The following is a 24820-nucleotide window of genomic DNA, read 5'->3' on the forward strand; positions in this document are numbered from 1 at the left end:
CTCCCACGTGCGGGGTTTGGCAGTTAATCTGAACGAGAATTGCGCCTTCCCCTTCTTAGATACTGAGCAGTGCCGGTATTTGCGACAGTAAATATAACACCAGACCGATAGCGCCGCCGACCAGCGTGCCGTTCACGCGGATAAACTGCAAATCTTTACCGATATTAAGCTCAATCTGCTGCGACATATCGCGCGCATCCCAGCCTTTTACGGTATCGCTGATGTGGCGCGTCAGGAAGGCGGCGAATTCCGGCGCGACGCGGTGCGCGGCCTGTTCCAGATGACCGTTAAGCGAAGCGCGTAATGCGTCGTCGGCGATAAGCGTCTCGCCAAACCATTGTCCGGCATGAGCGATGCGCTGCTTCACCTTCGAGTCTTCGGCGTTGATATCTGTTTTTAACCACTGACGTAGATCCGCCCAGATCTCGCCGAGATAACGGTTAAACGCCTCATCTTCCTTCAGGTAACTTTTAATGTTTTCTGCCCGGGCAGCCATTTCCGGATCATGTTTAAGTTTATCGATCAGCCTATACGTCGCGCGATCGAAGGCATGACGAATCTGATGCGCGCGGTCGTGACTGATATCATCCAGCAGAGAATTTACCGCGTCGGAGACCAGTTCAGCGCTGTGTTCTCCCAGCCATTCGGTCGGCAGAATCTTCGCTTTTAACGGATGTTCGGTCTCCAGCCAGCGTATGATCTGTCTGGCGATAAATGTTCGGGAGCTGTCACGCTGTAACAGGGCGATAAGCTGGGCGATCAGCGTATCGAGTAACACCTGGTGACGATCGTTTTTGGTCATGCTTTCCAGCATCAGGGCGCTGGTGCCGGAAAGATCCACTTTATCAATCGCCTTATGTACCGCTCGCTTGAGCAGCCGCTGAATACGGGCGTCATCGGTCAGTTCCAGAAAGCCGCTCATAATTTGCAGCAGATGCTGCCCGACCCGGCTGGCGTTGTCCGGCTGGCTGAACCAGTTTCCGATAAGCAGCGCGGGTTCATGGCGGCGGATTAGCGCGATCAGCGACTGCGTATCAAGGAACTTCTCCTGCACAAATTGCCCAAGATTTTCGCCGATTCGGTCTTTATTACGGGGAATAATCGCCGTATGTCGTGAAATAAACGGAATGGGAATGCGGCGAAACAGCGCCACCACGGCAAACCAGTCCGCCAGCGCGCCAACCATCGCCGCTTCGGCAATAGCTTTTACGCCCAGCACCCAAAAACTGGGCGGCAGGAAAAGCGTGGTCACAAACGTCGCGGCGGCTATCAGCAACAGTGAGAGCGCCAGGCGTTTGGCGCGTTTGAGTTCGGCGATTTTATTCATAGGGTTAAGGATAGAGCCAGACGGCAGGAACGTGCAAAAAACATCAGGTTATCCTGTGCCGGATAAGCCTCTATCCGGCAGAGTGTTTACTTCTCAGCGGCCAGTTCTGCCGCCTCATGCTGGCGCACGCGCTGTAATAGTGTCGCCAGAGTGAAGACCACAATCACCCCGGCCACCGCTGCCAGCAGGTGAAACGGCAGTCTCCCGCCGTGAAACCACAGCCAGCGGCCAACTTCGACCGACACCGCCATCACCGTCAGAATCACCATGTTCAGCGAGGCTGAAACCGTCCCTTTTGGCAAGTTGTTGGAGAAAAGCGTGAAGCGAAACAGCGTCGGGAAAATCATGCCAATGCCGAACGCGTACAGGCTGGTGCCCAGCACAGACCAAAGCCAGACGTGCGGCAGAAGAAGATTACCGAGGAGTAATGTCGCCAGCCCGCTTAACTGGATTGGTACGGCGCGCCAGATAAAACGCGGTCGGGTCGGATCTTTCACCAGGCGCACAACGATCATATTGGCCACGATCACCGCGCCGAATACGGGCACCTGCGCCCAGGCGAATTGCGAAGTACTCATCCCGCCATCATCGATCAGGATCACCGGCGACACCGCCACCCAGCTCATCATCGGGATGTAGCTCAACGACAGCGTCGCCGCCCCGGTGAGAAAAATCGGGTTGCGAAACACATTACGAAAATCGCGCAGTACGCTCACCGCGCTGAACGGCACCGCGCCGCGTTGCACCGTTTCCGGCATCGCCAGCAGCAGGCCGCACAACGCCAACAGTCCCATCACCGCAATAATACCGAACAGCACCTTCCAGTGAACGAAGTGCATCAGCGCGGCGCCGGAGAGCGGGCCGATAACCGGAGCGACCAGCACAATGGAGGTAATAATCGCCATCAGCTTAATGGCTTTGGTTTGACCGAAGGTCTCCTGTACCGTGACGTAGCCGACCGTTGCGATAAAGCAAATGCTGGTGCCCTGCACAAAACGGGCAACCAGAAACTGCGTCATTGAGGTCGTCAACAGCGTTGCCGCGCAGGCGAGAGTAAAAATTAATGCCCCTGCAATCAGCACTGGCCGGCGGCCAATCCTGTCGGATAGCGGCCCCAGAAGCCATTGCAACGCCATTCCGCCCGCCAGATAGAGACTGACCGAGGCCGGCGCAAGACTGACGTCAGCATTAAAATCGCGCACGACGTTAATGATGCCTGGCTGAATCAGATCCGTCGTCAGATAGGCGGCAAAATCGTACAAAATCAGCGCCATCGGGAAAAATAACGTTGTGGCGCGTTGGGAGAAAAACTGAATAATCCGTTGCATAAAAAATGCGCTCCATGTCGGAGAACCCCATGATGGGATAGCGAAACTCAATACCGTCATCGTGACGTCAGGCAGGCGATGGAAACAGCGGCTGCGGATGTACTGAATTTCATGTAATCAAAAACGCTGCCGGTGAAAACACAGACAGGAAGAGACGCGTTCTGAATCTCGTCAGAACGTGTGGCGATTACAGATAACAATCAGCACATCACACCTCGGGAAATTTACGTTGCACGGAAAATATACACATTAAGTGTAATTAAATTTTGATGTTAATCAAAAGAGTTTGTCTGGTTAATAAAGATAAAGGCAGGGCGCGCAGGCTGGTATTTTGCGTGTTCAGTTCCGAAAATGCATGTGCATTACAGATAACAGGATTTATCTTCCGTCGCGCCTCGCAATGCTGAAAAGGTACGGATGAGAAAGGAATTTTCAGGAGGTAGAGTCGCAGCATCCTGGTTTGGGATGACGGAGCGCCATGAAAAAATCGACGACCTCAACACCGCATGATGCGGTGTTTAAAACCTTTTTGCGCCACCCGGAAACCGCCCGCGATTTTATGGAGATTCATCTGCCGGTGTCGTTACGCCAGCGCGACCTGCGGACGCTAAAGCTGGAGCCCGGCAGTTTTATTGAAAAAAATCTGCGAGCCTATTATTCCGATGTGCTTTGGTCGCTGAAAACGCGCGAGGGCGACGGTTATATCTATGTCGTGATTGAACATCAGAGTACGCCGGATGCGCATATGGCGTTTCGGCTGATGCGGTATGCGATGGCGGCAATGCAACAGCATCTGGATGCGGGGCATAAGCATCTTCCGCTGGTGGTGCCGATGCTGTTTTATCACGGTGTTGATAGCCCGTATCCTTTTTCGCTGTGCTGGCTGGATGAGTTTGCGAACCCGGAAGTGGCAAGAAGACTCTATGCCGCTGCCTTTCCGCTGGTCGATATTACGGTGGTATCGGATGATGACATTATGCAGCACCGCCGCATTGCGCTGCTGGAGCTCATCCAAAAACATATCCGCCAGCGGGACCTGCTGGGACTGGTTGAACGGATTGCTTCGCTGTTAGTTACTGGTTGCGCTAATGACAGGCAGCTTAAAGCGCTGTTTAATTATCTTATGATTCAGCACGGACATACGCCTCGTTTCACCACGTTTATTCGTGATGTGGTAGGGCATGTCCCGCACACTAAGGAGAGACTGATGACGCTGATAGAGAGGATCCGCGCAGCGGATCGCAGAAAAGGGGAACGGCAAGGGAGACAGGTCGGTCTGGAGGAAGGATTAGAAAAAGGGCTGGAAAAAGGTCAGCATGTTGCCGCATTGCGTATCGCCAGACAGATGCTGGCGGACGGACTTGACCGCGAGACTATCCAGCGGTTCACCGGCCTTACGGCTGAAGAGCTTTAGGATGTTAGCCACTAACGCGGTTCCAGTCTGAATGTTGCAGGCCCGGTGCCCGCCGGGCGACGCTCTCTATAATTATCGCTGATAACCGCACGAATATACCGAACTTTACCGATAGCGCCAGCCATCTCTACTACCCTTATTGTTCTGAGCGGCATTTACGGCTGCCTTAATGGCGATAACAAGGAGACATGTGATATGGCTTACCAGACAGTGAATCCTGCCAATAATCAGCTCATTAAAGAGTATCCCCCGCACACGGACGCGGATATTGAAGCCGCGCTGCAAAAAGCTGACGCGCTCTATCACTCCGACTGGTCTAAGGGAGAGATTGACCAACGTCTGCCGGTACTGCATAAGCTGGCTGACTTGATCGACAGCCGTGTTGAAGAACTGGCAAAAATCGCCAGCCAGGAGATGGGCAAGCTCATCGAGCAGAGCCGTGGCGAAGTCAAACTGTGCGCGCAGATCGCTCGCTATTATGCGGATAACGCGAAGCAGTTTCTTGCCCCGGTGCCTTATAAAACCGAGTTTGGCGACGCGTGGGTAGAACATCATCCGATTGGCGTCATCATGGCCGTTGAGCCGTGGAACTTCCCGTACTATCAGTTGATGCGTGTGCTGGCGCCGAACCTGGCCGCTGGTAACCCGGTGCTGGCGAAACATGCCAGCATCGTACCGCACTGCGCCGAGACGTTTGCCCATCTGGTGCGTGAAGCCGGCGCGCCGGAAGGCGCATGGACCAACCTGTTTATTTCCTCCGATCAGGTGGCGAACATCATCGCCGACCCGCGCGTGCAGGGCGCGGCGCTAACCGGATCTGAAAAAGCGGGGAGCGCCGTGGCGGCACAGGCGGCGAAGCACATTAAAAAATCGACGCTGGAATTGGGCGGAAACGATGTGTTCGTCGTGCTGGACGATGCCGATCTTGAGAAAGCGGTGAAAATTGGCGTGCAGGCACGGCTCACTAATGCGGGGCAGGTATGTACGGCGGCGAAGCGCTTTATCCTGCATGAGAAAATCGCCGATCAATTCCTCAGCCAGTTCACCGAGGCGTTCAGGAAGGTGAAGGTGGGGGATCAGATGGACGCTTCTACCGAACTGGGGCCGCTGTCGTCGAAAGATGCGCTGGAAACATTGACCAGACAGGTCGAGGAAGCGGTAAAAAATGGCGCGACGCTGCACATTGGCGGCAAGCCGCTGGAAAGCAAAGGCAACTTCTTTGAGCCGACCATTCTGACCAATATTACGCGTGACAACCCGGCGTACTTTGAAGAGTTCTTCGGCCCGGTGGCGCAGATGTATGTGGTGAAAGACGATGATGAGGCGGTAAAACTCGCCAACGATTCCCACTACGGCCTGGGCGGCGCGGTGTTTAGTCAGGATATTGAGCGTGCTAAACGCATGGCCTCCCGGATTGAAACCGGGATGGTTTATATCAACTGGCTGACCGACACCGCAGCGGAGCTGCCGTTCGGCGGCGTTAAGCGTTCGGGCTTCGGACGCGAGCTATCGGATCTGGGGATTAAGGAGTTTGTGAACCAGAAGCTGGTAGTGGTGCGCTGCTAATCCCTGTTGCCCCTCTGAAAACGGGAGGGGCCTGGCTTTTTTGCAGCGAAGGACGCGGATCTTAAATCAGAACGAAATAAGCGAACAAAACACCTTCAATCGCCCTCCTTATTTATCCACGTTGCACTAACCGTGCTTTTTATCCCGATATTGTTTGTACAGACATTCATGATGCCCGCATTTTCTGTTCTATGCGGAGGCCGGTATGGAATTTTACGAGAACCGCCCCAGGCAACCATTTATTGGCTTTGTGCAGCTCAGACGGGCGCTAAAAAGATGGTGGCTGCGTAAGCGGGCCTGTCAGGCGCTGCGACGAATGAGTGACGAGCAGTTAAGGGATATTGGGTTGGAAAGGAAGGATGTGGAATAGTGAATCTATTCAAGGGCAATAGTAATTAAAGGTATATTACTATGCCCTTATGTTATGCGTGCTCACTATTTTATATCATTTATATTAATGTCATTAATCTTTTTCTCAATGTATTTTTCTGGTTTTATTTTGGTTTTTTGCTCAATCGCATGATATTTTTCCTTATCAATGGTTATAGTCATTTTTTCTTTTTTGTTAAATATGCCAGGGATGATAATCGCGGCTGCAATTATCAATAATATTATTATTGCTGCATGAATTTTGTGTTTGGGAAATGCTTTTAATAGAGTACACAGGATTGTTATACCCTTATGTATAAGATAAGGAAAAGATAGAAATAAAACAAATAGGCAAGCAAAATTTATGACATGTTTCCCATAGTAATTATTATTTATTGTTAGCGAACCAATACAGAATGCCATCACACAAAATAGAAATATTCCGAAGCATAAGAAGGATATAATGAAAGAACCTTGCATAATTCTTTTATGCAACTCTTGCAAAATACTATTTGTGATCTTTTCCAGTTTAGTGTTATGACAAATAACTACCAACATCGCAAAAAAAATCTCAGATAAAGCAAGCGAAAATAACGTATTGAAGGCCATGTAGCTCATCAGCGTTTCGAAAAATATACTTTGCTGAAGATAGTATGGCAATAGAGCGTTGACCTCCATAAAAAAAGTACATAGAAATCCAAGGGCGACATAAGCAATTAAACCTTCATTTCTCCAAAGCGTAATGTTTTCTTTTACTTTTAGCCGCATGATTTTCCTTCACTCATTGATATGAATTATAATTAAAGCTGGCAAGGGTTCTTTGCCAGCTTATTTTATGCGTTTACTTAGAACCTGCCATCACGTCGATAAACGCCTGCACCTGCTTTTGCTTACGCGCCGATAGCTTGCTCACCTGGCGCAGCGACTGCATCAACTCGCTTTCTTCTGGTTGCGGCTGCTGTGCCGTGAGCACAATACAGCCGTTCATCACCCTCACATCCACCTCGGTACCGGTGGCGAAACCGGCGGCTTCCAGCCACTGGCCTTTCAGGGTAATGGCGGGAATACGAGTGTATTCTGGATAGCGGCTCGCATAACTCACGGTCAAGCGACGCTTATTTGTCGGGGACACTTCTGGATCGGTGAATTCTGCAATAGAATGCGGGGTAGTCATGGTCTCTATTCCTGATTAATAGTGATTGTGATTAGCGGTGCGGGCGTGTTGGCGCACGCTCGCACCGCGCTAAATACCTGGATATATCATCAGTAAATAAAAGAAAAGTCCAGCTGAAAATAGACTGTAATAGGAGTATTCAGGAAGGAACTGGATATATTTTTGACGGTTATGATTGCGAAAAATAATATACACAAAATCATTCGAGTTGCACCAAGGCGGCAAGAGAGCGAGTCCCCAGGAGCGTATATAAATACGTGACTGGGGTGAGCGAACGCAGCCAACGCCGAGGCAGCTTGAAGGATGAAGTGTAAAAAAGCGCACGGTTCAGGTGCGCTTGAAATAAGCGTCAGGCTTTTTTACGCGAGGTTTTTTTACCGCCGCTGGCGGCGCGTTCGGCCTTAATTTTTTCCAGCAGGGCGGCGGCGCTGTTTTCACCGCTGATAAGACTTGGGTTTTCCGCACGCCACTGGGCGGTCAGCTCGCCGCGGAAGGCCTTCGCCAGGATTGACTGGGTGAGGCTGTTGACGCGGGTCAGAGCGTTGTTGACCTGTTTTTCAATGGTGTCGGCCCAGGCAAAGAGTTGTTCGACGCGGCGGACGATTTCGAGTTGATCATCATGAGGTGGTATAGAACATTTAAAATTTAAAATTTGCTTCCCGCTGATATGCGGAATATCGCTTCCCGTTTGATTAGGTTGGATATAATTTTCAAAATCTAAACCACTCAATGCTATATATAAATACTCTGGTAAAAGATCTCGGTAATCTTTAAATCGAGCGACACGCTGCACGAGAACACATGGTAAATCCGATTTTTTTGCTTTTGCGAGCTTTAATCCACTAGAAATTATAGGACGATCCATTGCTAGGATAATGTCATTCTCATTTATAAATAAATGGCTAAATAGCTCTAGTTTTTCTGCAGGAAATTTTTTTGTATCATCCCATCGCAATGCGCCTGGTTCAATATTCTGTCCTCTCAATAAAGGGATCCCATCTTCACTGAACTCAGCACTCTTGAAAGCATTTCCAATATCAATGGATACATGAGAGCCAATATTTGTAACTAAATTTGTAAAATCTTTATCTATTAGTCTTCCCGTAACTGCTGCACGTAATACAGCCTGACGAAAACGTTTCAGAATTTGTGGGATTAGCTCAAGACGTGCTTTGGTGCTGTCTACCTGCGCCAGCAGCGTATCGAGTTTTTCGGCGATTATTTTTTGCTCCTGAAAAGGAGCTATAGGAACATGGTATGTAGCGACTCTTTTGGGCTGCGCTCTTGTAAGGGAACCACCAACTCCAGAAACATCGGAGCAAAGCAGATCTCTAAAAGATTGTGTTTGTAAAAAATAGGTCAAAAAACCCTCATGAATTAACGGTTGCCTAATTACAATCCATTCTGATGAACCTATTTGAGGGAACTCTGTGTTTTCTTTTACGCACCACACACGATTAATACGAGGATTAATCTTGCATAATAAAATATCTTTAAACTTAATATATTGTTTATTGGAAGCTATATCCTTTCCCAAGAGCACTTCTGGGGAACCAGATGCAAAACTGGGGACACTATACAACTCGAATGTGTCCTCTTGGAACGATTTTGGGTTAAAAGTTAATGAGTTATAATTATTAATATCACCAATTGTACTTACACACCAATTCGTTGGAATATTTTTTAAACTCATGCCTTCACCTCGCCAAACGCCTCATTCAACAACTGACGCTGCGCATCCGCCTCATCGCCCGCGCCCAGCTCGCGCATCAATGCATCCAGCTCGCCTAGCGCCTGTACCAGCTCGCCCATCGCCTCTGCCGCCAGCACGTCCGGTTCCGGCAGGCTGTCGGCGTCGATGCTGTCCTTATCCTTCAGCCAGGAGATATCCAGCGAATCGGATTTTGCCGTTCGGATCCATTCGCGGCTGAACTTGCGCCAACGGCTGGTGGCCTGGTGCTGGTCGGTGTTCTTGTTCTCTTCGCTGTCGGCGACTTCGCTCTCTTCGGCGTTAAAGCTCCACTCGCCTTCGGTACGCGGGCTTAAGCCGTGCGGATCTTCGCCGTAGACGGTTTCAAACGGCTGCAGGTGCTGTTCGGTAAACGGCGTGCGCTTGCCAAAGCTCGGCATATTGGTACGCAGGTCATACACCCACACATCGTTGGTACAGTTTTTATCCTGATGCGGATTGGCGACCGTGCCTTTGGTAAAGAACAGCACGTTGGTTTTGACGCCCTGGGCGTAAAAGATGCCGGTCGGCAGGCGCAGGATGGTGTGCAGATGGCATTTGTCCATCAGGTCGCGACGAATATCGGTGCCCTTGCCGCCTTCAAACAGCACGTTATCCGGCACCACCACCGCCGCGCGGCCGCCGGGGCGCAGGGTTTCAATAATATGCTGCATAAAGCACAGCTGTTTGTTGCTGGTCGGGTGCACGAAGGTGCGGGTAATGTTGGTGCCCGCGGCGCTGCCAAACGGCGGGTTGGTGGCGACGATATCGGCCTGCGGTAAATTCTCGCCGTCGCTGCCCAGCGTGTTGCCCAGACGGATGGCGCCGCCGTGGTCGAGGTTGCCTTCAATATCGTGCAGCAGACAGTTCATCAGCGCCAGACGGCGGGTGCCGGGCACCAGTTCAAGGCCGATAAACGCGCGGTGGATCTGGAAATCCTGAGCGTCGCCATCAAGGTCATCCAGATCGTTAGTCTGCGACTTCACGTAGCGGTCGGCTTCAATCAAAAAGCCTGCGGTCCCGGCGGCCGGGTCTTGTACCACTTCACGCGGCTGCGGCTTCAGCAGATGAATAATGGTTTTGATCAGCGGACGCGGGGTGAAGTACTGGCCCGCGCCGGATTTGGTTTCGTTAGCGTTCTTCTGCAGCAGCCCTTCGTACATATCGCCGAAGTCATCGCGGGACTTGCCGTGAGCGCCGTTGTACCAGTCCAGTGAGTCCATACTGCTCACCAGTTCGGTCAGCTGCTTTGGTTGGGTGATGGTGGTGTTGACGTTCTGGAACACCGCCTGCACCAGCTTTTTCTCGTCCGCGCCCAGATGTACCAGCAGGTTGCGGTAAAACTGCAACTGCTCCTGGCCAATGCGCGATTTCAGGTCATCCCAGCGGTAGCCTTCCGGCAGGTAGTCCGCTTCCTGGCCGGTTTCTTTGCACATTTTCAAAAACAGCAGCGAGGCGAGTTCATTGACGTAGTTTTGATAGGAGACGCCGCCGTCGCGCAGGTTGTCGCACAGTTTCCACAGTTTGGCGACCAGATCGTTATTGTTCATTGAAGATCCCATTTGACATGGCGACCACCATTGTGGGTCGCAAAAGTGATTGAGCATTTCAGATGCCTGATGGCGCTTCGCTTATCAGGCCTACAGGGTTACGTGTAGGCCGGATAAGGCATCGCCGCCATCCGGCGAAAACGGGGATGATACCCTCTTAAGCCAGCTCGTCCCAGATATAATCGCTGAACTTATCCAGCACGCTGTCGAGGTTGTCGTCAAAGGTGCGCTGTAACATGGGTTTACCGCCGCGGCGGTGGAAATTGCCGGTTTTGAAGACATCGTCGTCGAGCACCACTTTCTCTTTCAGCGCCTGCGCTAAACGGTCGAGCCAGCTTAGCTGCTCAGGGCTCCAGTCGTTCTCGCCTTTGATACGCGCCAGCGCGTGATCGACACGCTCGTCGAACGGTTTGAGCGCATCGCCCACCGCCGCACGGCGGATATGGCCGATCAGGCGGGCGGCAATATCTTCATTGCGTGTTTCTTTCCACGCGCTGCGCAGAGAGGACTCTTCAAAATGCTGGCGGTCAAACCACTCCTGCAATTCCACCAGCCCTTTACGGGTGAGGTCACGCGGACGATTGATCACCGCCTGCAGCGCCGGCTGGGCGTTAGGGGCGTGCTGCACCAGCGCATCGAACGCTTCGAGAAAATCCTGCGGCGTATCGTAGTCGCCGTACAGCGATTTGACGCTCACCACCTCATCGTCAATATCGAGGAAGATCGGCGCATCGCGCAGGGCGTTGATATCGGTTTTCAGCCTTTCGAGGCGGGCGATAAAACCAGGAAGCTTATTGAAAATCTCGGCGCTCCAGTGCGGCCCTTTTTCCCGCAGGCGCGAAGCCAGACCACCAAAGTTAACGCCCGCGGCATCCAGGCACAGTTCGTCCAGACGACGTACTTGCTTATCCACCGTTTCGCTGCGGTCACGGTTATAGGTGGCAAGACCGATAATCCGCTGTAGTTTAGCAACCAGCTGTTCATGGCTGTGTTCAGCAAAACTGCGGCCATCCGCTTCGATAGTTTTGTAGGTTTCTGAGTCGGTAATTTCGTTGACCAGCGTTTGCAGCTCCACCTGCGGACGCACGACCACCGGGCGCATGGTATCGACGCTTTCCAGCGAGCTGTAGATATCGACGCAGTCGAAAATCTTAAAGCTGGTTTTCCCTACTGACGGGCACAGACGCGTGGCGCGTCCTTTCATCTGCTCGTAGAGAATGCGGCTTTTGACTTTGCGCAGAAACACGATATTGCAGATAGACGGGATATCCACGCCGGTAGTCAGCAGATCGACGGTGACCACGATATTGGGCAGCCGCTCTTTGTTAAAGCGGACGATCATGCTTTGCACTTTCTTCGCGTCTTTATCGGCATCACCGGTGATCTTGATGATCGCGTCGTGCTCAAGCTGCGGATACTTTTTCTTAAACGCGGTACGCAGTTCGTCGACCACCATATCGGCATGGGCGTTGGTGACGCAGAACACCAGCGTTTTTTGCTGCCCGGTGGGATCCAGATATTTGGTGAGCTCGCCGCATACCGCGCGGTTAAACGCCGGGATCACCAGGCCACGGTTAAAATCGGCGACCTCAAAATCCTGATCGTCGGCCAGCGTGTCGTTGATCAGCTCGCCCTGTGGGTTCAGGCGTTCCACCTGTTCACCCTCGGAAAGATAGACCCCATCCTGTGCGTTGCGGGTGACGATCTGAATAGGGGGATCCTGATCGATCAGGTAACCGTCGATCACCGCCGTACGGTAGGTGTAGCGGTAAACCGGCTCGCCGAAAATATCCACCGTGTGCAGCGCTGGCGTGGCGGTCAGGGCGATTTTTACCGCGTCGAAATGGTCGAGAATGCGACGGTAGGCGGAAACGTAATCCAGCTGGCTGCGGAACTGCAGCTCGCCCTCGGTTTGCTCTTTATCGAGAATGTAGCCGCGGTGTGCTTCATCGACGACGATACAGTCGTAGCGGCCAACCGGCATTGGCTCATCGGATTGCAGCGTACGCTTGACCAGTGACTGCACCGTGGCGACGTGAATTTTGGTGCTGTCTTCCGGGAATTTGTCGGTCAACCCTTTGATATCAAAAATGCTGTTAAAGGTGTCGCCGTTAATGCGCGTGTCTTCAAACGACCCCAGCGCCTGTTCGCCAAGCGAGCGACGGTCGACCAGAAACAGCACGCGCTTGAAACGCTGCGACTGGATCAAGCGGAACATCAGAGCGATGGCGGTACGGGTTTTACCGGTACCGGTCGCCATTGCCAGCAGGATGTGTTGCTGACCGTTAACGATAGCCTGTTCCACCGCGCGGACGGCATCTTCCTGGTAATAGCGCAGGCCGAGTTCGCTCATTCCGGGGTTTTCGGCAAACCACTGATTTTGTTTCTGCGGATCGCTGCCCAGCATGGCGACCAGTTCTTCCGGGCGATGCCATTCCGGCAGCGCTTTCGACATATTGGTGGTGTGGCGGACGTCGCGATACCAGATACCGCTTTTGGTCTTCATCGCCGCGCGGTATTCGCGCCCGTTGGTGGAGTAGCAGAAGGGGATTTTAAAGCGCTGTTTGCCGCTGGTGTCCTGCCAACTGATTTCATACTCCGGCACGGCTTCGTGTACGTCGTCGGGAGCGTAGTGCTCCAGCAGCGTGTCGCGTAAAAACCCGTTATCGAAGTATTTGCTGTAACGGTAAGACTCGTTGAGCTTGCTGGAGACATCGGTATTTTTGCGTTTCGCTTCAACGACGGCGATGGGCTTCAGGCCAACGAACAATACGTAATCGGCAAAGCCTGTTTTTCCCGTTTCATCTGTACCCGTTGGCCATTCGGCAATCGCTTTATTGACGCCGGGTTCCGGGCGAGCGCCTTTGGCAAAGCGCAGCGTTTTACTGTCGGCCTGCCAGCCCGCTTTACGCAACTGGGCGTCGATCAGGAAGCGGCTCTCTTCTTCGCTGAGATTCAGCGTGCGCTTGATAGCCTGATCGGTGATCTCTTTGTGATAGGCCTTACGTTCCTGTTCGGTTTGCTTCGCCAGTTCGGCATCTTTTGCCGCAAGCTGTGCCTCCAGCGCGGCCAGACGTGCTTTGGTCTGGGCTTCGGTTTCCTGCTGTTTGCCCTCAAGGATGGCAATGTAGCCGTTGAGCGCAACCAGTCTTTGCTGCTGAGCTTCCAGCTCGGCCTGACTTTGTACTTTCTCTTGCGCCTGACGTTCCAACTGTTGTTTCAGCGTCAGCACTTCCTGGTGATAAAGATTCTCGCCGTGTTCTGGCAGAACAAACATCGGCACCGGGAAATCGTAATCTTTGGTCACCAGTCGGTAGTACCAGACGCTGAGGCGGAACCCGAGCCGCAGGCACATCTGGGCATCGTCCAGATCGTTATGAAATTCGTGGACGGCCAGGTTACCGATACGGCGCAGCTTATGGAAAACAGAAAGGATGCTGTCATCAATAAACGCAATCTTGCCCAGTTCGCGCAGCAGGTCATGCTGGTTTTCGCAGACGGGTATATCCAGCAACTGGCCGAGATGTTTCGCGGTGGCTTCGCCAAACATGCGCATTTTTATCAGAGTGGTATTAGGATCGTCCGGATAGTTGTTTTCCGCCGCGCAGGCGATGGCGTAAATGAAGTCGTTGACGCCTTTGAGAAAGTCGAAGTTAGATTTGTTCATTTTTATCTATCCGGTTCCTGAGCGGGAAGACGTTATTACCTTGTGCCGTAAAGGGAAAATAACAGACCCATGGTAGACTTCATATTGTGTGTGATCAACGAACAATCAGAGAGTAACTGCTTCTTTCCTAATGTTTTCCTGAAGAGTATCGTTCTCCGGCGGGGTATCTAATCTATATCAATAGCAGGGATGGATTTATGGCTGTTCCAACATATGACAAATTTATTGAACCAGTGTTGCGTTTTCTGGCCACTCGACCCGAGGGCGCTTTGGTCAGAGAAGTGCGTGAAGCTGCAGCCGAAATGCTTGGGTTAAATGAGCAGCAGCGTGCAGAGGTGATTACCAGTGGACAACTGACGTACCAGAACCGCACCGGTTGGGCGCACGATCGTCTCAAACGCGCCGGGTTATCGCAGAGCCTATCTCGGGGAAAATGGTGTTTAACACCAGCGGGAATGAGCTGGGTTGCCTCGCATCCGCAGCCGATGACCGAGCAGGAAGTGAGTCATTTTGCTTGTGATTTTAACGGCGTAAAGCTCAGTAAGCCGGCAGACGCGGTGGCGTTAGATCCACAGCCAGAATCGATTGAGGATGATGAGCTTGCCAGAAGCAGCCCGGACGATCGCCTGGAGCAAGCGCTCAATGAGATTCGTGAATCTGTTGCCGAAGAATTGCTGGAGAACCTGCTTCAGGTTTCGCCGGCGCGTTTTGAAGTGATTGTGTTAGATGTGTTGCACCGCCTGGGATATGGCGGTCATCGCGGTGATTTGCAGCGCGTCGGGGGAACCGGCGATGGCGGCATTGACGGTATTATCTCTCTCGATAAGCTCGGGCTGGAAAAAGTCTACGTTCAGGCCAAACGCTGGAAAGGCACCGTCGGGAGCGCTGAAGTCAGGGGCTTTTATGGTGCATTGCCTGAGCAAAAAGTGAAACGTGGCGTCTTTATTACCACCTCAGGCTTTACGGCGCATGCCAGAGACTATGCTAACAAAGTTGAAGGTCTGGTGCTGGTGGATGGCGACAGGCTGGTGCATCTGATGATTGATAATGATATTGGCGTATCCTCACGTTTACTCAAGTTGCCAAAGCTCGATATGGATTACTTTGAGTAGTGGTAACGCTGGAACCTGATTGCGGGTAATTGAGATGGATCACGTTGTGGGCACCAGTGTTTCCTCTCGCCCAGAAATCACGTGACTTTCTATGGCTGCGTATCAGCCTAAACCCATGCCGGATAGCGGCTGCGCCTTCTGCGGCCTACTCTTCTGGTCAATTTTCTTTTATCTCGAATACGCCAATTGTGAAGCTATTTCCAACAATCCAGGTATAATCGTAAGATAATTGTATATACATTATTGTATATACAATTAGGGAAAACACATGCCGATGGAGTTTGAATGGGATGCGAACAAGGCTAAAAGCAACCTGAGGAAGCACGGTGTCCGCTTTGAGGATGCGGTACTGGTGTTTGACGATCCCCGACACCTGTCACGTCAGGAGCGTTATGAAAATGGAGAATATCGTTGGCAGACCCTCGGCCTTGTTCATGGCATTGTGGTCATTCTGGTTGCTCATAGCGTTCGGTTCGAAAGTGGTTTTGAAGTTATCCGTATCATCAGCGCTCGCAAGGCAGACAGAAAAGAGAGGAATCGTTATGAGCATGGTTAAACATAAACGCGGCAACGCATCCGCGCTGAGTGCTCAGCATGAGGCTGAACTGAAGGCGCTGGTGAAAAAATCAGATGATGAGATTGATTACAGCGACATTCCCGCTTCGGAGGATGGGCAGTGGTCTGAAGCAGTGCGTGGTAAGTTTTTTCGCCCGTTAAAAACTCAGGCCTCGGTGCGTATTGACGCCGATGTGATGGAGTGGCTGAAACGGCCAGGAAAAGGCTACCAGACGCGGCTCAATGCCATTCTGCGCGAGGCGATGCTGCGCGAGCAAAATAAGAAATAGCCCGAAGATGCCGGATGGCGGCTGCGCCTTATCCGGCCTACAAATTCCCGCCAGGCCAGATAAGCGCTTAATGGTTACTTCCTTAACCCCGCAAACGCCGCTCTGATCTCGTCTTCCGGCAACTGGATCCCGATAAACACTAGCGTGCTGTGCGGCGTTTCGTCGCCCCACGGTCTGTCCCAGTCGGCGCTGTAGAGACGCTGCACGCCCTGGAACAGCAGGCGGTTGGGTTCGCCGTCGATCCACAGCATCCCTTTGTAACGCAGCAGTTTATCCGCTGATTCCAGCAGCAGGTTTTCCATCACCCGCGACACCTCGCTGATATCCACCGGGTAATCCAGCTCCACCACAATTGACGATACATCGTTCTGTTTATCGGCAATAAAGTGGAAACGCGGTTGGCTTGCCAGCACGTTCTCTTCCAGCATAAAGCCGCTGGTATTAAACAACTGACTCAGGTCAATATCGCCGTGTACCACGGTGTAAACCGGGGCGCGGGCGTTGATACGCGCCAGCCTCTCGCGCAGTTTCTCGCTGTCGCCTGCCACGTCGGTTTTGGTCAACAGGATACGGTCGGCGTAGCCTATCTGCGACTGGGCGATGGTGAACTGGTTCATCTGCTCGTTAGCGTGCACCGCGTCGACCAGCGCAATCACGCCGTCTAACAGGTAGCGTTCGCATAATACGTCATGCGAGAAAAAGGTCTGAATAATCGGGCCGGGGTCAGCCATGCCGGTGCATTCAATCACCAGGCGGTCGAAAGCAATATCGCCGCGGTCGCGGCTGTCGAGCAGGTCTAATAGCGCATCTTCCAGCTCGTTGGAGCGGGTACAGCAGATGCAGCCGTTAGTCAGGGTTTTGATCTGTGTGGCGCGATCGCCAATCAGTTGATCGTCAACGGAGACTTCGCCAAATTCGTTTTCGATAACGGCGATTTTAAAACCATGTTGTTCGTTGAGGATATGGCGTAGTAGGGTGGTTTTGCCGGCACCAAGAAAACCGGTAAGTAGGGTAACTGCAATCGGGGTCATAGTCTCTCCATTAACAACAGCGCATACCGCCTTTGCCATCGCCGCCGTAACGTGCTTGTTGACGTTCGCGGAAGAACTCTTCATAGGTCATGTACGGCTTGTCGGGATGGTTGGTTTTCATGTGCTCGACATAGTTGTCGTAGTCCGGAATACCAATCAACATTTTTGCTGCCTGGCCGAGATATTTTTTTGCCTGACCTAAAGTATCAAACATTCAGCCGTCCTGTTAATGAATAAAGCCGGATGGCGGCTTGCGCCTTATCCGGCCTACATTAGCCGGGAGCGCTGTGCGCTACCCGGCATCAGTTTTAGTGGTGTGAAGAGATTTTCACGCCGCCTTCCGGCACGGGCACATACGGGGTTTCTTTGTCGGTACGTTTATCGCTGTTGCGTACCTTCATCCAGGTGGTGAAACCGTAGAAGATAATACTGTACACCACCACCAGGAACAGAATACTCAAACCAGCGTTAGTGTAGTTGTTCACCACGATATGGTTCATGTTGGCAATCTGCTGCGCGGTCAGGTTGGCGTCGTTGGCAATCTTCTCTTTATACAGGTTTGCCATGTAGAAGAAACCTTCCATCTGTGGGTTGGCGCTGAACAGTTTCAGGCCCAGCGCCCAGGTGGTGCAGATCAGCAGCCATACCGCCGGAATTACCGTCACCCAGATGTATTTGGTGCGCTGCATTTTGATCAGTACCACGGTGCTCAACACCAGCGCCACGGCGGCCAGCATCTGGTTAGAGATACCGAACAGCGGCCACAGGCTCTTCACGCCGCCCAGCGGGTCGACCACGCCCTGATACAGCAGATAGCCCCACAAACCGACGCAGCCTGCGGTACCGATGATACCCGCGACCAGAGAATCGGTTTTTTTCAGGAACGGGACGAAGTTACCCAGCAAATCCTGCAACATAAAGCGGCCGGAACGGGTACCCGCATCCAGTGCGGTCAGGATAAACAGTGCTTCGAACAGAATACCGAAGTGATACCAGAAGCCCATATCCGCCATCGGCAGGACTTTGTGGAACACGTGCGCGATACCTACTGCCAGCGTTGGCGCGCCGCCTGCGCGGTTCAATACTGACGGTTCACCGATATCTTTCGCAGTTTGCAGGATTTGTTCCGGGGAAATCACAAAGCCCCAGGAGCTGACGGTCGCCGCTGCATGTGCGGTAACGTCTTTCAACTGCGCCATAATCAGCGGCGCGTTCTCGCCGCCCATCTCGTGCAGGTTTGGCATGGTAATGCCCAGACCTGCCGGCGGGGTATTCATCGCGAAGTAGAGACCCGGTTCAATGATCGAGGCCGCCACCAGCGCCATCACCGCAACAAAGGACTCCATCAGCATCGCGCCGTAGCCGATAAAACGCGCATCGGTCTCACAGGCCAGCAGTTTCGGCGTGGTGCCGGAAGAGATGAGCGCGTGGAAGCCAGAGACGGCGCCACAGGCGATGGTGATGAACAGGAACGGGAACAGAGCGCCTTTCCACAGCGGGCCGGTACCGTCGACATACTGCGTCAACGCTGGCATTTTCAGTTCCGGGTTGAGGATCACAATCCCCAGCGCCAGACCGACGATCACGCCGATTTTCAGGAAGGTAGCGAGATAGTCGCGCGGGGCGAGGATCAGCCATACCGGCAGCAGCGCGGAAACAAATGCGTAGCCGATCAGCGCGAAGGTAATGGTAGTGTCTTTAAAGGTCAGCGCCGGGCCCCAGTAAGGGTCGTGGGCAATCACGCCGCCGAAGTAAATAGACGCCACCAGCAGCACGATACCAATAACGGAGACTTCGCCTACGCGTCCCGGACGCAGGAAGCGCATGTAGATGCCCATAAACAGCGCAATCGGCACCGTTGAGCAGACGGTGAAGACGCCCCACGGGCTTTCGGCCAGCGCTTTAACCACAATTAATGCCAGCACCGCGAGGATGATGATCATGATTAAGAAGCAGCCGAACAGTGCGATGGTGCCTGGAACGGTACCCATCTCTTCTTTGATCATCTCGCCAAGAGAGGCGCCGTTACGGCGGGAAGAGATGAACAGCACCATAAAGTCCTGCACTGCGCCCGCAAGCACCACGCCCGCCAGCAGCCACAGAGTCCCCGGCAGATAGCCCATCTGCGCGGCCAATACCGGCCCAACCAGCGGACCTGCGCCGGCGATGGCGGCGAAGTGGTGACCAAACAGCACGTAGCGGTTAGTCGGCACGTAGTTCAGGCCGTCGTTATTGATAACCGCCGGTGTCGCGCGCGTCGGGTCGAGTTTCATGACCTTCTGGGCGATGTACAGGCTGTAGTAGCGGTAAGCCACCAGATAGACGGAAACGGAAGCGACTACGATCCACAGGGCGCTCACGTGTTCACCCCGACGTAGGGCAACGACCGAGAGGCAGAAAGCACCGATGATTCCGAGAATCACCCAGGGTATGTGCTTGAATATCTTTTTCGTATCCATAGTAAAACCTGGTTGTAAGTTTAATTATCAGCCGAAGCTGGGTGGACATTGAGTTCGTGTTTGAGGAGGTAGATTGACTGCTATGCTGAGAGGATCTTGCCAGATCATCGCGCGCGTAAAGTTAGGTAAATCAGTGAGTGGTTGTATGGCGGTTTAAGCGGTCGGACGTACCGGTAAGCGGTTTCGCAGAGGAGGGCGTGGGCTATTTTATGTGATTGAGATCACGATATAAAATGGGACGATCCTTGTTGCGCGGGGCGTCATAACGACTTAACTGAGCTAATCGTGATATTAATGGCGCGCATCCCATAAAGTTTTCCCTTTCCAGGCCGAAAATTCTGTATCTGTCTAGCGGAAAGAGAAAACATGTTAAAGCGAATTAAAATTGTTACCAGCTTACTGCTGGTATTGGCGCTATTTGGCCTTTTACAACTGACATCCGGCGGGCTGTTCTTCAACTCGCTGAAGAATGACAAAGAAAACTTCACCGTATTGCAAACTATTCGTCAGCAGCAGTCTGCCCTGAATGCAACCTGGGTGGAGCTGTTGCAAACGCGTAATACCCTGAATCGCGCGGGTATCCGCTGGATGATGGACCAGAGCAATATTGGCAGCGGCGCAACTGTCGCTGAACTGATGCAGGGGGCGACCAATACGCTGAAGCTGACCGAAAAAAACTGGGCGCAGTATGAGGCGTTACCGCGCGATCCACGTCAGAGTGAAGCGGCTTTCCTTGAGATCAAACGAACCTATGATATCTACCACGGCGCGTTGGCGGAGCTTATTCAGCTTCTTGGCGCGGGTAAGATTAACGAGTTTTTTGATCAACCGACTCAAAGCTATCAGGACGCTTTTGAGAAGCAGTACATGGCCTATATGCAGCAAAACGATCGTCTGTACGATATTGCTGTTGAGGATAACAACAGTTCCTACAACCAGGCGATGTGGGTACTGGTCAGTGTGCTGATTGCCGTTCTGGTGGTCATTATCGCCGTCTGGTTCGGCATCAAACTGTCGCTTATCGCCCCGATGAATCGTCTGATTGAAAGCATTCGTCATATCGCCAGCGGCGATCTGGTGAAGCGTATCGACGTGGAAGGCTCCAACGAAATGGGGCAGTTGGCTGAAAACCTGCGTCATATGCAAAGTGAACTGATGCGTACCGTGGGCGATGTACGTAACGGCGCGAATGCAATCTATAGCGGCGCCAGCGAGATTGCGATGGGTAACAACGATCTCTCTTCCCGTACTGAGCAGCAGGCAGCGTCTCTGGAAGAGACCGCCGCCAGTATGGAACAACTGACCGCCACCGTGAAACAGAACGCCGAAAACGCCCGTCAGGCCAGCCATCTGGCGCTGAGTGCGTCAGAGACAGCGCAAAAAGGCGGCAAAGTAGTGGATAACGTCGTACAAACAATGCGCGATATCGCCTCCAGTTCGCAGAAAATCGCCGATATTATCAGCGTAATCGACGGTATTGCTTTCCAGACCAATATTCTGGCGCTGAATGCGGCGGTAGAAGCGGCGCGCGCAGGCGAGCAGGGACGCGGGTTCGCGGTGGTGGCCGGTGAAGTCCGTAATCTGGCCCAGCGTAGCGCGCAGGCGGCACGGGAGATCAAGAGTCTGATTGAGGATTCCGTGAGCCGTGTTGATGTAGGTTCGACGCTGGTCGAAAGCGCCGGTGAAACCATGGATGAGATCGTCAATGCAGTGACCCGCGTGACCGACATTATGGGCGAGATTGCCTCGGCGTCTGACGAGCAAAGCCGTGGTATCGACCAGGTGGGCCTGGCGGTAGCGGAGATGGATCGCGTAACGCAGCAGAACGCCTCGCTGGTGGAAGAGTCCGCCGCCGCGGCTGCGGCGCTGGAAGAGCAAGCCAGCCGTCTGACCCAGGCCGTCGCGGTGTTCCGTATTCACCAGCAACAGCAGCGTGCGCGTGAAGTGGCTGCGGTAAAAACCCCGGCAGCCGTGTCGTCACCAAAGGCCGCAGTGGCCGACGGCAGCGATAATTGGGAAACGTTTTAAGGGCGTATGGTGAACAGTCGGCCTACAGACGACCGTAGGCCGGATGAGATGTTCACACTTTTGCCTGATGGCGCTTTGCTTATCAGGCCTGTGCGCCAGTTTATTGATAAAGATGATGTGTAGGCCGGGTAAGGCGTAGCCGCACCCGGCATATATGACCTTCTCTTTTAACCCTCAACATTCACCACTTTGATCTCCACCATGCCAATCCCCAATTTGCGCGGCGAATGGCCCAAAATATTACCTTCGTTGGTGGAGACGGGAGCGGGCGGCGCAATGACTAGGGTATTCGCGTCCGTCGGGTTGTTGAAATGCAGCGTGATAGTGGACACATCGTGACCCAGCACCAGCGTCTGTTCTTCGTTGCCTACGCGTACCGGAATCGGCCGATTCGCGTTGTCGCCGAAGGCTTTGGCGGTGATCACCAGATCAAACTTTTTCGGCAGCGGCGCTTTATATTCGATTTTAACCTCATCGCCCAACTGCGCATTTGACCAGCGCCCCCAGGACTCCGGCCGGGAAATGCCGCTAAACTGCTTCACCTCCTCCGGCGCGCCCGCCACATTAAAGATAAAGCTATCGGCTTTATAACGAATATCGTTATCGACAATCTTTAAGGTATCGACGTTGCCTTTGTAGCGCTCCATATCGATCATCGTGTCTTTAAACGCCGTCTTACCCTGCCACTGCGCTTTATCGACATGCTGTACGGTTTGCTGCCCGCCAAGCTGCCCCTGCGAGACGCACCAGTCGGTAGAGAGCGCCAGCGCCGGCGCCCATAGCTGCGCCATTTTGTAGCAGCGATCGATCCAAACGAAATTATCGCGCGGGGCGAAGTCGGCCAACTGGAACCGTAGCGGAGCGGAGTATTCACTTTCCGGTAACGGCTCGACGCGCTTATCCGATACGCGCAGTAGTAACGGCAGGCGGAAGTGGCTCCCGGAAAACGCGATCATGTTTTTGTCCCGATCGACGGTAAAATCTTTTATCTCTTTCGGGAAATTCCACAGGCGAATGATATCCGGCTTCATCGCCAGCACTTTCTCTTTTACATTCAGGAACACTTCCGACAGCGACTGCCCGGAAAGGCTGCTACGTCCCAGACCGATAAAATTATCGCCGCCGAGAATATCCAGCACCGTTGCGCCGTTGTCCATCGTGTTGCGTTTGACCGCCAGCGTCTCCTGCTGTGGTTTATCGCCGCGCAGAATGAAAAACAGATTGTTGCGATCTTGCTTATTCAGGTATTTCCAGGCCGTATTGTTCATCGCCAGATGGTCGGAAGAGACGACGATAACGGTATCTTTAAACCACGGTGACGCTTTGATTTTGTTGATAAACTCGGCGATGTTTTCCTGGCTGCAACTTACGGCGCTAAAGGACTGGTTGGGCTTACCGTCGTAATCGTAGCGTTTGCGGTTGCAGGTCCGCGAGATAAAACCGTCCGGGTGATGGGTATCTACGGTCAGAGTAAACAGCGAAAAACGCTGGCCTGAGCGGGAAAGCGCTTCAAATTTCTTCCATGCCTCATCAAGTACCGTATCGTCGTAGAAGCCCCAGTCGTTACGATAAGACGGGTCCGCCACCACCGTTTTTAGTTCTTCAGCGCCGTACAGATGATCAAATCCGTGTGATTTCAGGAACACGTCTTTCCCGGCAAAACGCAGGTTAGCGCCCTGCACGAAATAGTTCTGGTAGCCGGAGTTTTTCAGAATATCGCCGAGGCAGATATTCTGCGGGAAGAAGCTGGAAACCGACGCTGAGGCATTGCCCTCAAACGGCGCAAACAGCGGAATACCGCACTGGGAAGCCACCATCCCGGCGATGGTGTAATCCGTTCCCGGCAGTTGCATGGTATGGCTGAAATCCAGCCCCTCATTTTTCAGCGCGCCCAACTCTGGCGTGAGATTGGGGAAAGCGTCATTATCAAAATAGGTCCGTTCCAGGCTCTCGCCGTAGATATAGACCAGATTGAGCTTCGGATTAGGAATGGTTTTTGCTGGTTCTTTATAATAAACGGCAAAATCCGGATCGCCATCGCGCATTTGTGATTTTACCAGTTCGGTAATCTGGCGAAACGCCGGGCTGGCGTCGACCGAACCCAACGCCAGCAGTAACGCCAGCAGGCTGTAACCGACATGATGAGGATGGTGACGGCGGCGGCGTAGTACCCATCCCAGCGCGCCGAATACCGCCACTAACGCCAGGGCAATGCCGATTCCCGGCAGAATATATTTGCCGACTCCCGCTCCCGTCAGACTATTCGTGAGCGTATAAAGCACTGCGTCGTTGATCCCGTCGCCGGTAAAATAGTCGCTGGCATACAGGGTAATATTCAGAATGACAAAAAGTCCCAGCACCGTGAGAGTGGCGGCAAACCACCAGGTGTTACGGCCCGCCTTCCAGGCATATATCAGCACAGAGGCGAGAAACAGAGCGACAGAGAGCAACTCGGACAACTGACGATCCTCAATAAACCAGGCTTATCGCTGGCAGGAAAAAATTTCTAACAATGTAATAGCGATGTCACATTGCTGCAATTCTAATAACTTTACACGGCGCTGTTATTTAGAATGAGTTTAGAAAGTTGGTTTTTTGATCGGCATCACTTCCTGCCATAGCGGTTAATAACAGGAAAAGACGAAGAGAAAAATCGGGTTAATGCCGTGTTGGCGGGTAAAGGGCCAAAACACGGCTTTTATCAGGGCGTCCCGGCGTGGCGCACGGTCAGAAAAACGCAGTCAGGAGAGGAAATTCAGCCCTTGCTGCAACACCAGATCGCAAGCTTTGGTTTTCACCTTTTCCGCCAGCGGCGTACTGCCGATATTATTGAGGTTCAACTGCTGGCCGTCCTTCGTCTTGAGCAACCCTTGCAGGCCGTTCAGGTAGTTAGTGTCCTGCTCCTGCTGTGTGGTATCCAACCCCAACTTGTTCAGAATCTGATTTTTAACGTTTTCCACGTTGGTAGCGGACGCCAGTTTCTGTTTGGCGCAGTACTGCAAAATACCGGCGGCATTATTCATATTATCGGCGCTGAGCGACTGGGCACCTCTGCTGAGCAGACCGGTTAGCGCAGAAAGCGACATCCCGCCCTGCTGTGCGTTCGCGCCCTGAGCGCTTAGCTGACTGGCGGCAATACCGCTGGTGGAAATCAGTACGCTGGCGATCGCCGCGCAGCACAGAACATGTTTCGCTGTATTCATGGTAATCACCTGTGTTAT

21 protein-coding genes are annotated in these 24820 nt (G+C 52.8%); 7 read left to right on the forward strand and 14 right to left on the reverse strand.

Annotated features, from left to right (window positions below; all coding sequences use genetic code 11):
* Window positions 1-55 precede the first annotated feature (55 nt).
* Together NA197_RS15100 and mdtM are read right to left on the reverse strand one after the other, a co-directional pair.
* A complete protein-coding gene (locus NA197_RS15100) occupies window positions 56-1327 on the reverse strand; it encodes a DUF445 domain-containing protein (RefSeq protein ID WP_001033037.1) in 1272 nt (423 codons plus the stop codon).
* 86 nt (window positions 1328-1413) lie between these two features.
* On the reverse strand, window positions 1414-2655 hold the full coding sequence (gene mdtM, locus NA197_RS15105) for a multidrug efflux MFS transporter MdtM (RefSeq protein WP_371062075.1): 1242 nt from the start codon (window positions 2653-2655) through the stop codon (window positions 1414-1416).
* 478 nt (window positions 2656-3133) lie between these two features.
* On the opposite strand from mdtM, the gene NA197_RS15110 reads away from it, so the two are divergent.
* Window positions 3134-4069: an Rpn family recombination-promoting nuclease/putative transposase gene (locus tag NA197_RS15110; protein WP_064043455.1), complete on the forward strand. Its 936-nt coding sequence runs from the start codon at window positions 3134-3136 to the stop codon at window positions 4067-4069.
* An 11-nt stretch (window positions 4070-4080) separates the two neighbouring features.
* Here NA197_RS15110 and NA197_RS15115 read toward each other — a convergent pair whose 3' ends face one another.
* On the reverse strand, window positions 4081-4224 hold the full coding sequence (locus tag NA197_RS15115) for a hypothetical protein (RefSeq protein ID WP_158003465.1): 144 nt from the start codon (window positions 4222-4224) through the stop codon (window positions 4081-4083).
* Window positions 4225-4264: 40 nt separating this feature from the next.
* Here NA197_RS15115 and NA197_RS15120 point away from each other — a divergent pair, with 40 nt between their 5' ends.
* Entirely contained in the window at window positions 4265-5635 is a 1371-nt protein-coding gene (locus NA197_RS15120) for an NAD-dependent succinate-semialdehyde dehydrogenase (RefSeq protein ID WP_064000778.1), read from the forward strand.
* A 95-nt stretch (window positions 5636-5730) separates the two neighbouring features.
* On the opposite strand, the gene NA197_RS15125 is transcribed toward NA197_RS15120, so the two are convergent.
* Window positions 5731-5874 (reverse strand): hypothetical protein, encoded by a 144-nt coding sequence (locus NA197_RS15125; protein ID WP_064000779.1) that lies wholly within the window; start codon window positions 5872-5874, stop codon window positions 5731-5733.
* Between NA197_RS15125 and yjiS the strand changes: the two genes are divergently transcribed.
* Complete coding sequence (gene yjiS, locus NA197_RS15130; RefSeq protein WP_000397917.1) at window positions 5841-6005, forward strand: DUF1127 domain-containing protein YjiS; 165 nt, start codon at window positions 5841-5843, stop codon at window positions 6003-6005. The two genes, NA197_RS15125 and yjiS, sit on opposite strands and share 34 nt — an antisense overlap.
* Window positions 6006-6070: 65 nt before the next feature.
* Here yjiS and NA197_RS15135 read toward each other — a convergent pair whose 3' ends face one another.
* The 5 genes from NA197_RS15135 to hsdR form a co-directional block, all read right to left on the reverse strand.
* Complete coding sequence (locus tag NA197_RS15135; protein ID WP_064043456.1) at window positions 6071-6772, reverse strand: hypothetical protein; 702 nt, start codon at window positions 6770-6772, stop codon at window positions 6071-6073.
* A 73-nt stretch (window positions 6773-6845) separates the two neighbouring features.
* Window positions 6846-7178, reverse strand: coding sequence for an endoribonuclease SymE (gene symE, locus NA197_RS15140; RefSeq protein WP_045900346.1), 333 nt, complete (start codon window positions 7176-7178; stop codon window positions 6846-6848).
* Window positions 7179-7527: 349 nt separating this feature from the next.
* On the reverse strand, window positions 7528-8871 hold the full coding sequence (locus NA197_RS15145) for a restriction endonuclease subunit S (RefSeq protein ID WP_064043457.1): 1344 nt from the start codon (window positions 8869-8871) through the stop codon (window positions 7528-7530).
* The gene (gene hsdM, locus NA197_RS15150) at window positions 8868-10457 is read right to left on the reverse strand and encodes a type I restriction-modification system methyltransferase (RefSeq protein WP_023209296.1); all 1590 of its coding nucleotides are present in this window, start codon (window positions 10455-10457) and stop codon (window positions 8868-8870) included. Before hsdM ends, NA197_RS15145 begins: the two co-directional genes overlap by 4 nt.
* A 157-nt stretch (window positions 10458-10614) precedes the next feature.
* Window positions 10615-14124 carry a type I restriction-modification system endonuclease gene (gene hsdR, locus NA197_RS15155; RefSeq protein ID WP_064043459.1) on the reverse strand — a complete coding sequence of 1170 codons (3510 nt, stop codon included), beginning with the start codon at window positions 14122-14124 and terminating at the stop codon, window positions 10615-10617.
* Window positions 14125-14321: 197 nt separating this feature from the next.
* Here hsdR and NA197_RS15160 point away from each other — a divergent pair, with 197 nt between their 5' ends.
* The 3 genes from NA197_RS15160 to NA197_RS15170 all read left to right on the forward strand — a co-directional run bounded on the left by NA197_RS15160 (window position 14322) and on the right by NA197_RS15170 (window position 16081).
* Entirely contained in the window at window positions 14322-15236 is a 915-nt protein-coding gene (locus NA197_RS15160; RefSeq protein WP_000290515.1) for a restriction endonuclease, read from the forward strand.
* A gap of 268 nt (window positions 15237-15504) precedes the next feature.
* A complete protein-coding gene (locus tag NA197_RS15165) occupies window positions 15505-15792 on the forward strand; it encodes a BrnT family toxin (RefSeq protein ID WP_001131963.1) in 288 nt (95 codons plus the stop codon).
* A complete protein-coding gene (locus NA197_RS15170) occupies window positions 15779-16081 on the forward strand; it encodes a BrnA antitoxin family protein (RefSeq protein ID WP_000063143.1) in 303 nt (100 codons plus the stop codon). Before NA197_RS15165 ends, NA197_RS15170 begins: the two co-directional genes overlap by 14 nt.
* A 74-nt stretch (window positions 16082-16155) precedes the next feature.
* Here the strand turns inward: NA197_RS15170 and yjiA are convergent, their stop codons facing one another.
* The 3 genes from yjiA to btsT all read right to left on the reverse strand — a co-directional run bounded on the left by yjiA (window position 16156) and on the right by btsT (window position 19571).
* Window positions 16156-17112: a GTPase gene (gene yjiA, locus NA197_RS15175; protein WP_000187838.1), complete on the reverse strand. Its 957-nt coding sequence runs from the start codon at window positions 17110-17112 to the stop codon at window positions 16156-16158.
* Window positions 17113-17122: 10 nt separating this feature from the next.
* On the reverse strand, window positions 17123-17326 hold the full coding sequence (locus NA197_RS15180) for a YbdD/YjiX family protein (protein ID WP_000460616.1): 204 nt from the start codon (window positions 17324-17326) through the stop codon (window positions 17123-17125).
* A gap of 94 nt (window positions 17327-17420) precedes the next feature.
* Entirely contained in the window at window positions 17421-19571 is a 2151-nt protein-coding gene (btsT, locus tag NA197_RS15185; RefSeq protein ID WP_023216448.1) for a pyruvate/proton symporter BtsT, read from the reverse strand.
* Between the two features lie 366 nt (window positions 19572-19937).
* On the opposite strand from btsT, the gene tsr reads away from it, so the two are divergent.
* Complete coding sequence (tsr, locus tag NA197_RS15190) at window positions 19938-21599, forward strand: methyl-accepting chemotaxis protein (RefSeq protein ID WP_000919511.1); 1662 nt, start codon at window positions 19938-19940, stop codon at window positions 21597-21599.
* A gap of 167 nt (window positions 21600-21766) precedes the next feature.
* Here the strand turns inward: tsr and opgB are convergent, their stop codons facing one another.
* Window positions 21767-24058 carry a phosphatidylglycerol--membrane-oligosaccharide glycerophosphotransferase gene (gene opgB / locus NA197_RS15195; RefSeq protein WP_001292725.1) on the reverse strand — a complete coding sequence of 764 codons (2292 nt, stop codon included), beginning with the start codon at window positions 24056-24058 and terminating at the stop codon, window positions 21767-21769.
* A gap of 282 nt (window positions 24059-24340) precedes the next feature.
* A complete protein-coding gene (locus tag NA197_RS15200; RefSeq protein WP_001090314.1) occupies window positions 24341-24802 on the reverse strand; it encodes a DUF2501 domain-containing protein in 462 nt (153 codons plus the stop codon).
* Window positions 24803-24820: the final 18 nt, after the last annotated feature.

Source organism: Salmonella sp. NW884 (genome assembly GCF_051700745.1).
Taxonomy (GTDB): Bacteria; Pseudomonadota; Gammaproteobacteria; order Enterobacterales; family Enterobacteriaceae; genus Salmonella; species Salmonella enterica.

Excerpts from the sequence above, each read along its gene's own strand:
- NA197_RS15100 (WP_001033037.1), bottom strand. The coding sequence starts at position 1,327 with ATGAATAAAATCGCCGAACTCAAACGCGCCAAACGCCTGGCGCTCTCA.
- mdtM (WP_371062075.1), bottom strand. The coding sequence starts at position 2,655 with ATGCAACGGATTATTCAGTTTTTCTCCCAACGCGCCACAACGTTATTT.
- NA197_RS15110 (WP_064043455.1), top strand. The coding sequence starts at position 3,134 with ATGAAAAAATCGACGACCTCAACACCGCATGATGCGGTGTTTAAAACC.
- NA197_RS15115 (WP_158003465.1), bottom strand. The coding sequence starts at position 4,224 with ATGCCGCTCAGAACAATAAGGGTAGTAGAGATGGCTGGCGCTATCGGT.
- NA197_RS15120 (WP_064000778.1), top strand. The coding sequence starts at position 4,265 with ATGGCTTACCAGACAGTGAATCCTGCCAATAATCAGCTCATTAAAGAG.
- yjiS (WP_000397917.1), top strand. The coding sequence starts at position 5,841 with ATGGAATTTTACGAGAACCGCCCCAGGCAACCATTTATTGGCTTTGTG.
- NA197_RS15125 (WP_064000779.1), bottom strand. The coding sequence starts at position 5,874 with ATGGTTGCCTGGGGCGGTTCTCGTAAAATTCCATACCGGCCTCCGCAT.
- NA197_RS15135 (WP_064043456.1), bottom strand. The coding sequence starts at position 6,772 with ATGCGGCTAAAAGTAAAAGAAAACATTACGCTTTGGAGAAATGAAGGT.
- symE (WP_045900346.1), bottom strand. The coding sequence starts at position 7,178 with ATGACTACCCCGCATTCTATTGCAGAATTCACCGATCCAGAAGTGTCC.
- NA197_RS15145 (WP_064043457.1), bottom strand. The coding sequence starts at position 8,871 with ATGAGTTTAAAAAATATTCCAACGAATTGGTGTGTAAGTACAATTGGT.
- hsdM (WP_023209296.1), bottom strand. The coding sequence starts at position 10,457 with ATGAACAATAACGATCTGGTCGCCAAACTGTGGAAACTGTGCGACAAC.
- hsdR (WP_064043459.1), bottom strand. The coding sequence starts at position 14,124 with ATGAACAAATCTAACTTCGACTTTCTCAAAGGCGTCAACGACTTCATT.
- NA197_RS15160 (WP_000290515.1), top strand. The coding sequence starts at position 14,322 with ATGGCTGTTCCAACATATGACAAATTTATTGAACCAGTGTTGCGTTTT.
- NA197_RS15165 (WP_001131963.1), top strand. The coding sequence starts at position 15,505 with ATGCCGATGGAGTTTGAATGGGATGCGAACAAGGCTAAAAGCAACCTG.
- NA197_RS15170 (WP_000063143.1), top strand. The coding sequence starts at position 15,779 with ATGAGCATGGTTAAACATAAACGCGGCAACGCATCCGCGCTGAGTGCT.
- yjiA (WP_000187838.1), bottom strand. The coding sequence starts at position 17,112 with ATGACCCCGATTGCAGTTACCCTACTTACCGGTTTTCTTGGTGCCGGC.
- NA197_RS15180 (WP_000460616.1), bottom strand. The coding sequence starts at position 17,326 with ATGTTTGATACTTTAGGTCAGGCAAAAAAATATCTCGGCCAGGCAGCA.
- btsT (WP_023216448.1), bottom strand. The coding sequence starts at position 19,571 with ATGGATACGAAAAAGATATTCAAGCACATACCCTGGGTGATTCTCGGA.
- tsr (WP_000919511.1), top strand. The coding sequence starts at position 19,938 with ATGTTAAAGCGAATTAAAATTGTTACCAGCTTACTGCTGGTATTGGCG.
- NA197_RS15200 (WP_001090314.1), bottom strand. The coding sequence starts at position 24,802 with ATGAATACAGCGAAACATGTTCTGTGCTGCGCGGCGATCGCCAGCGTA.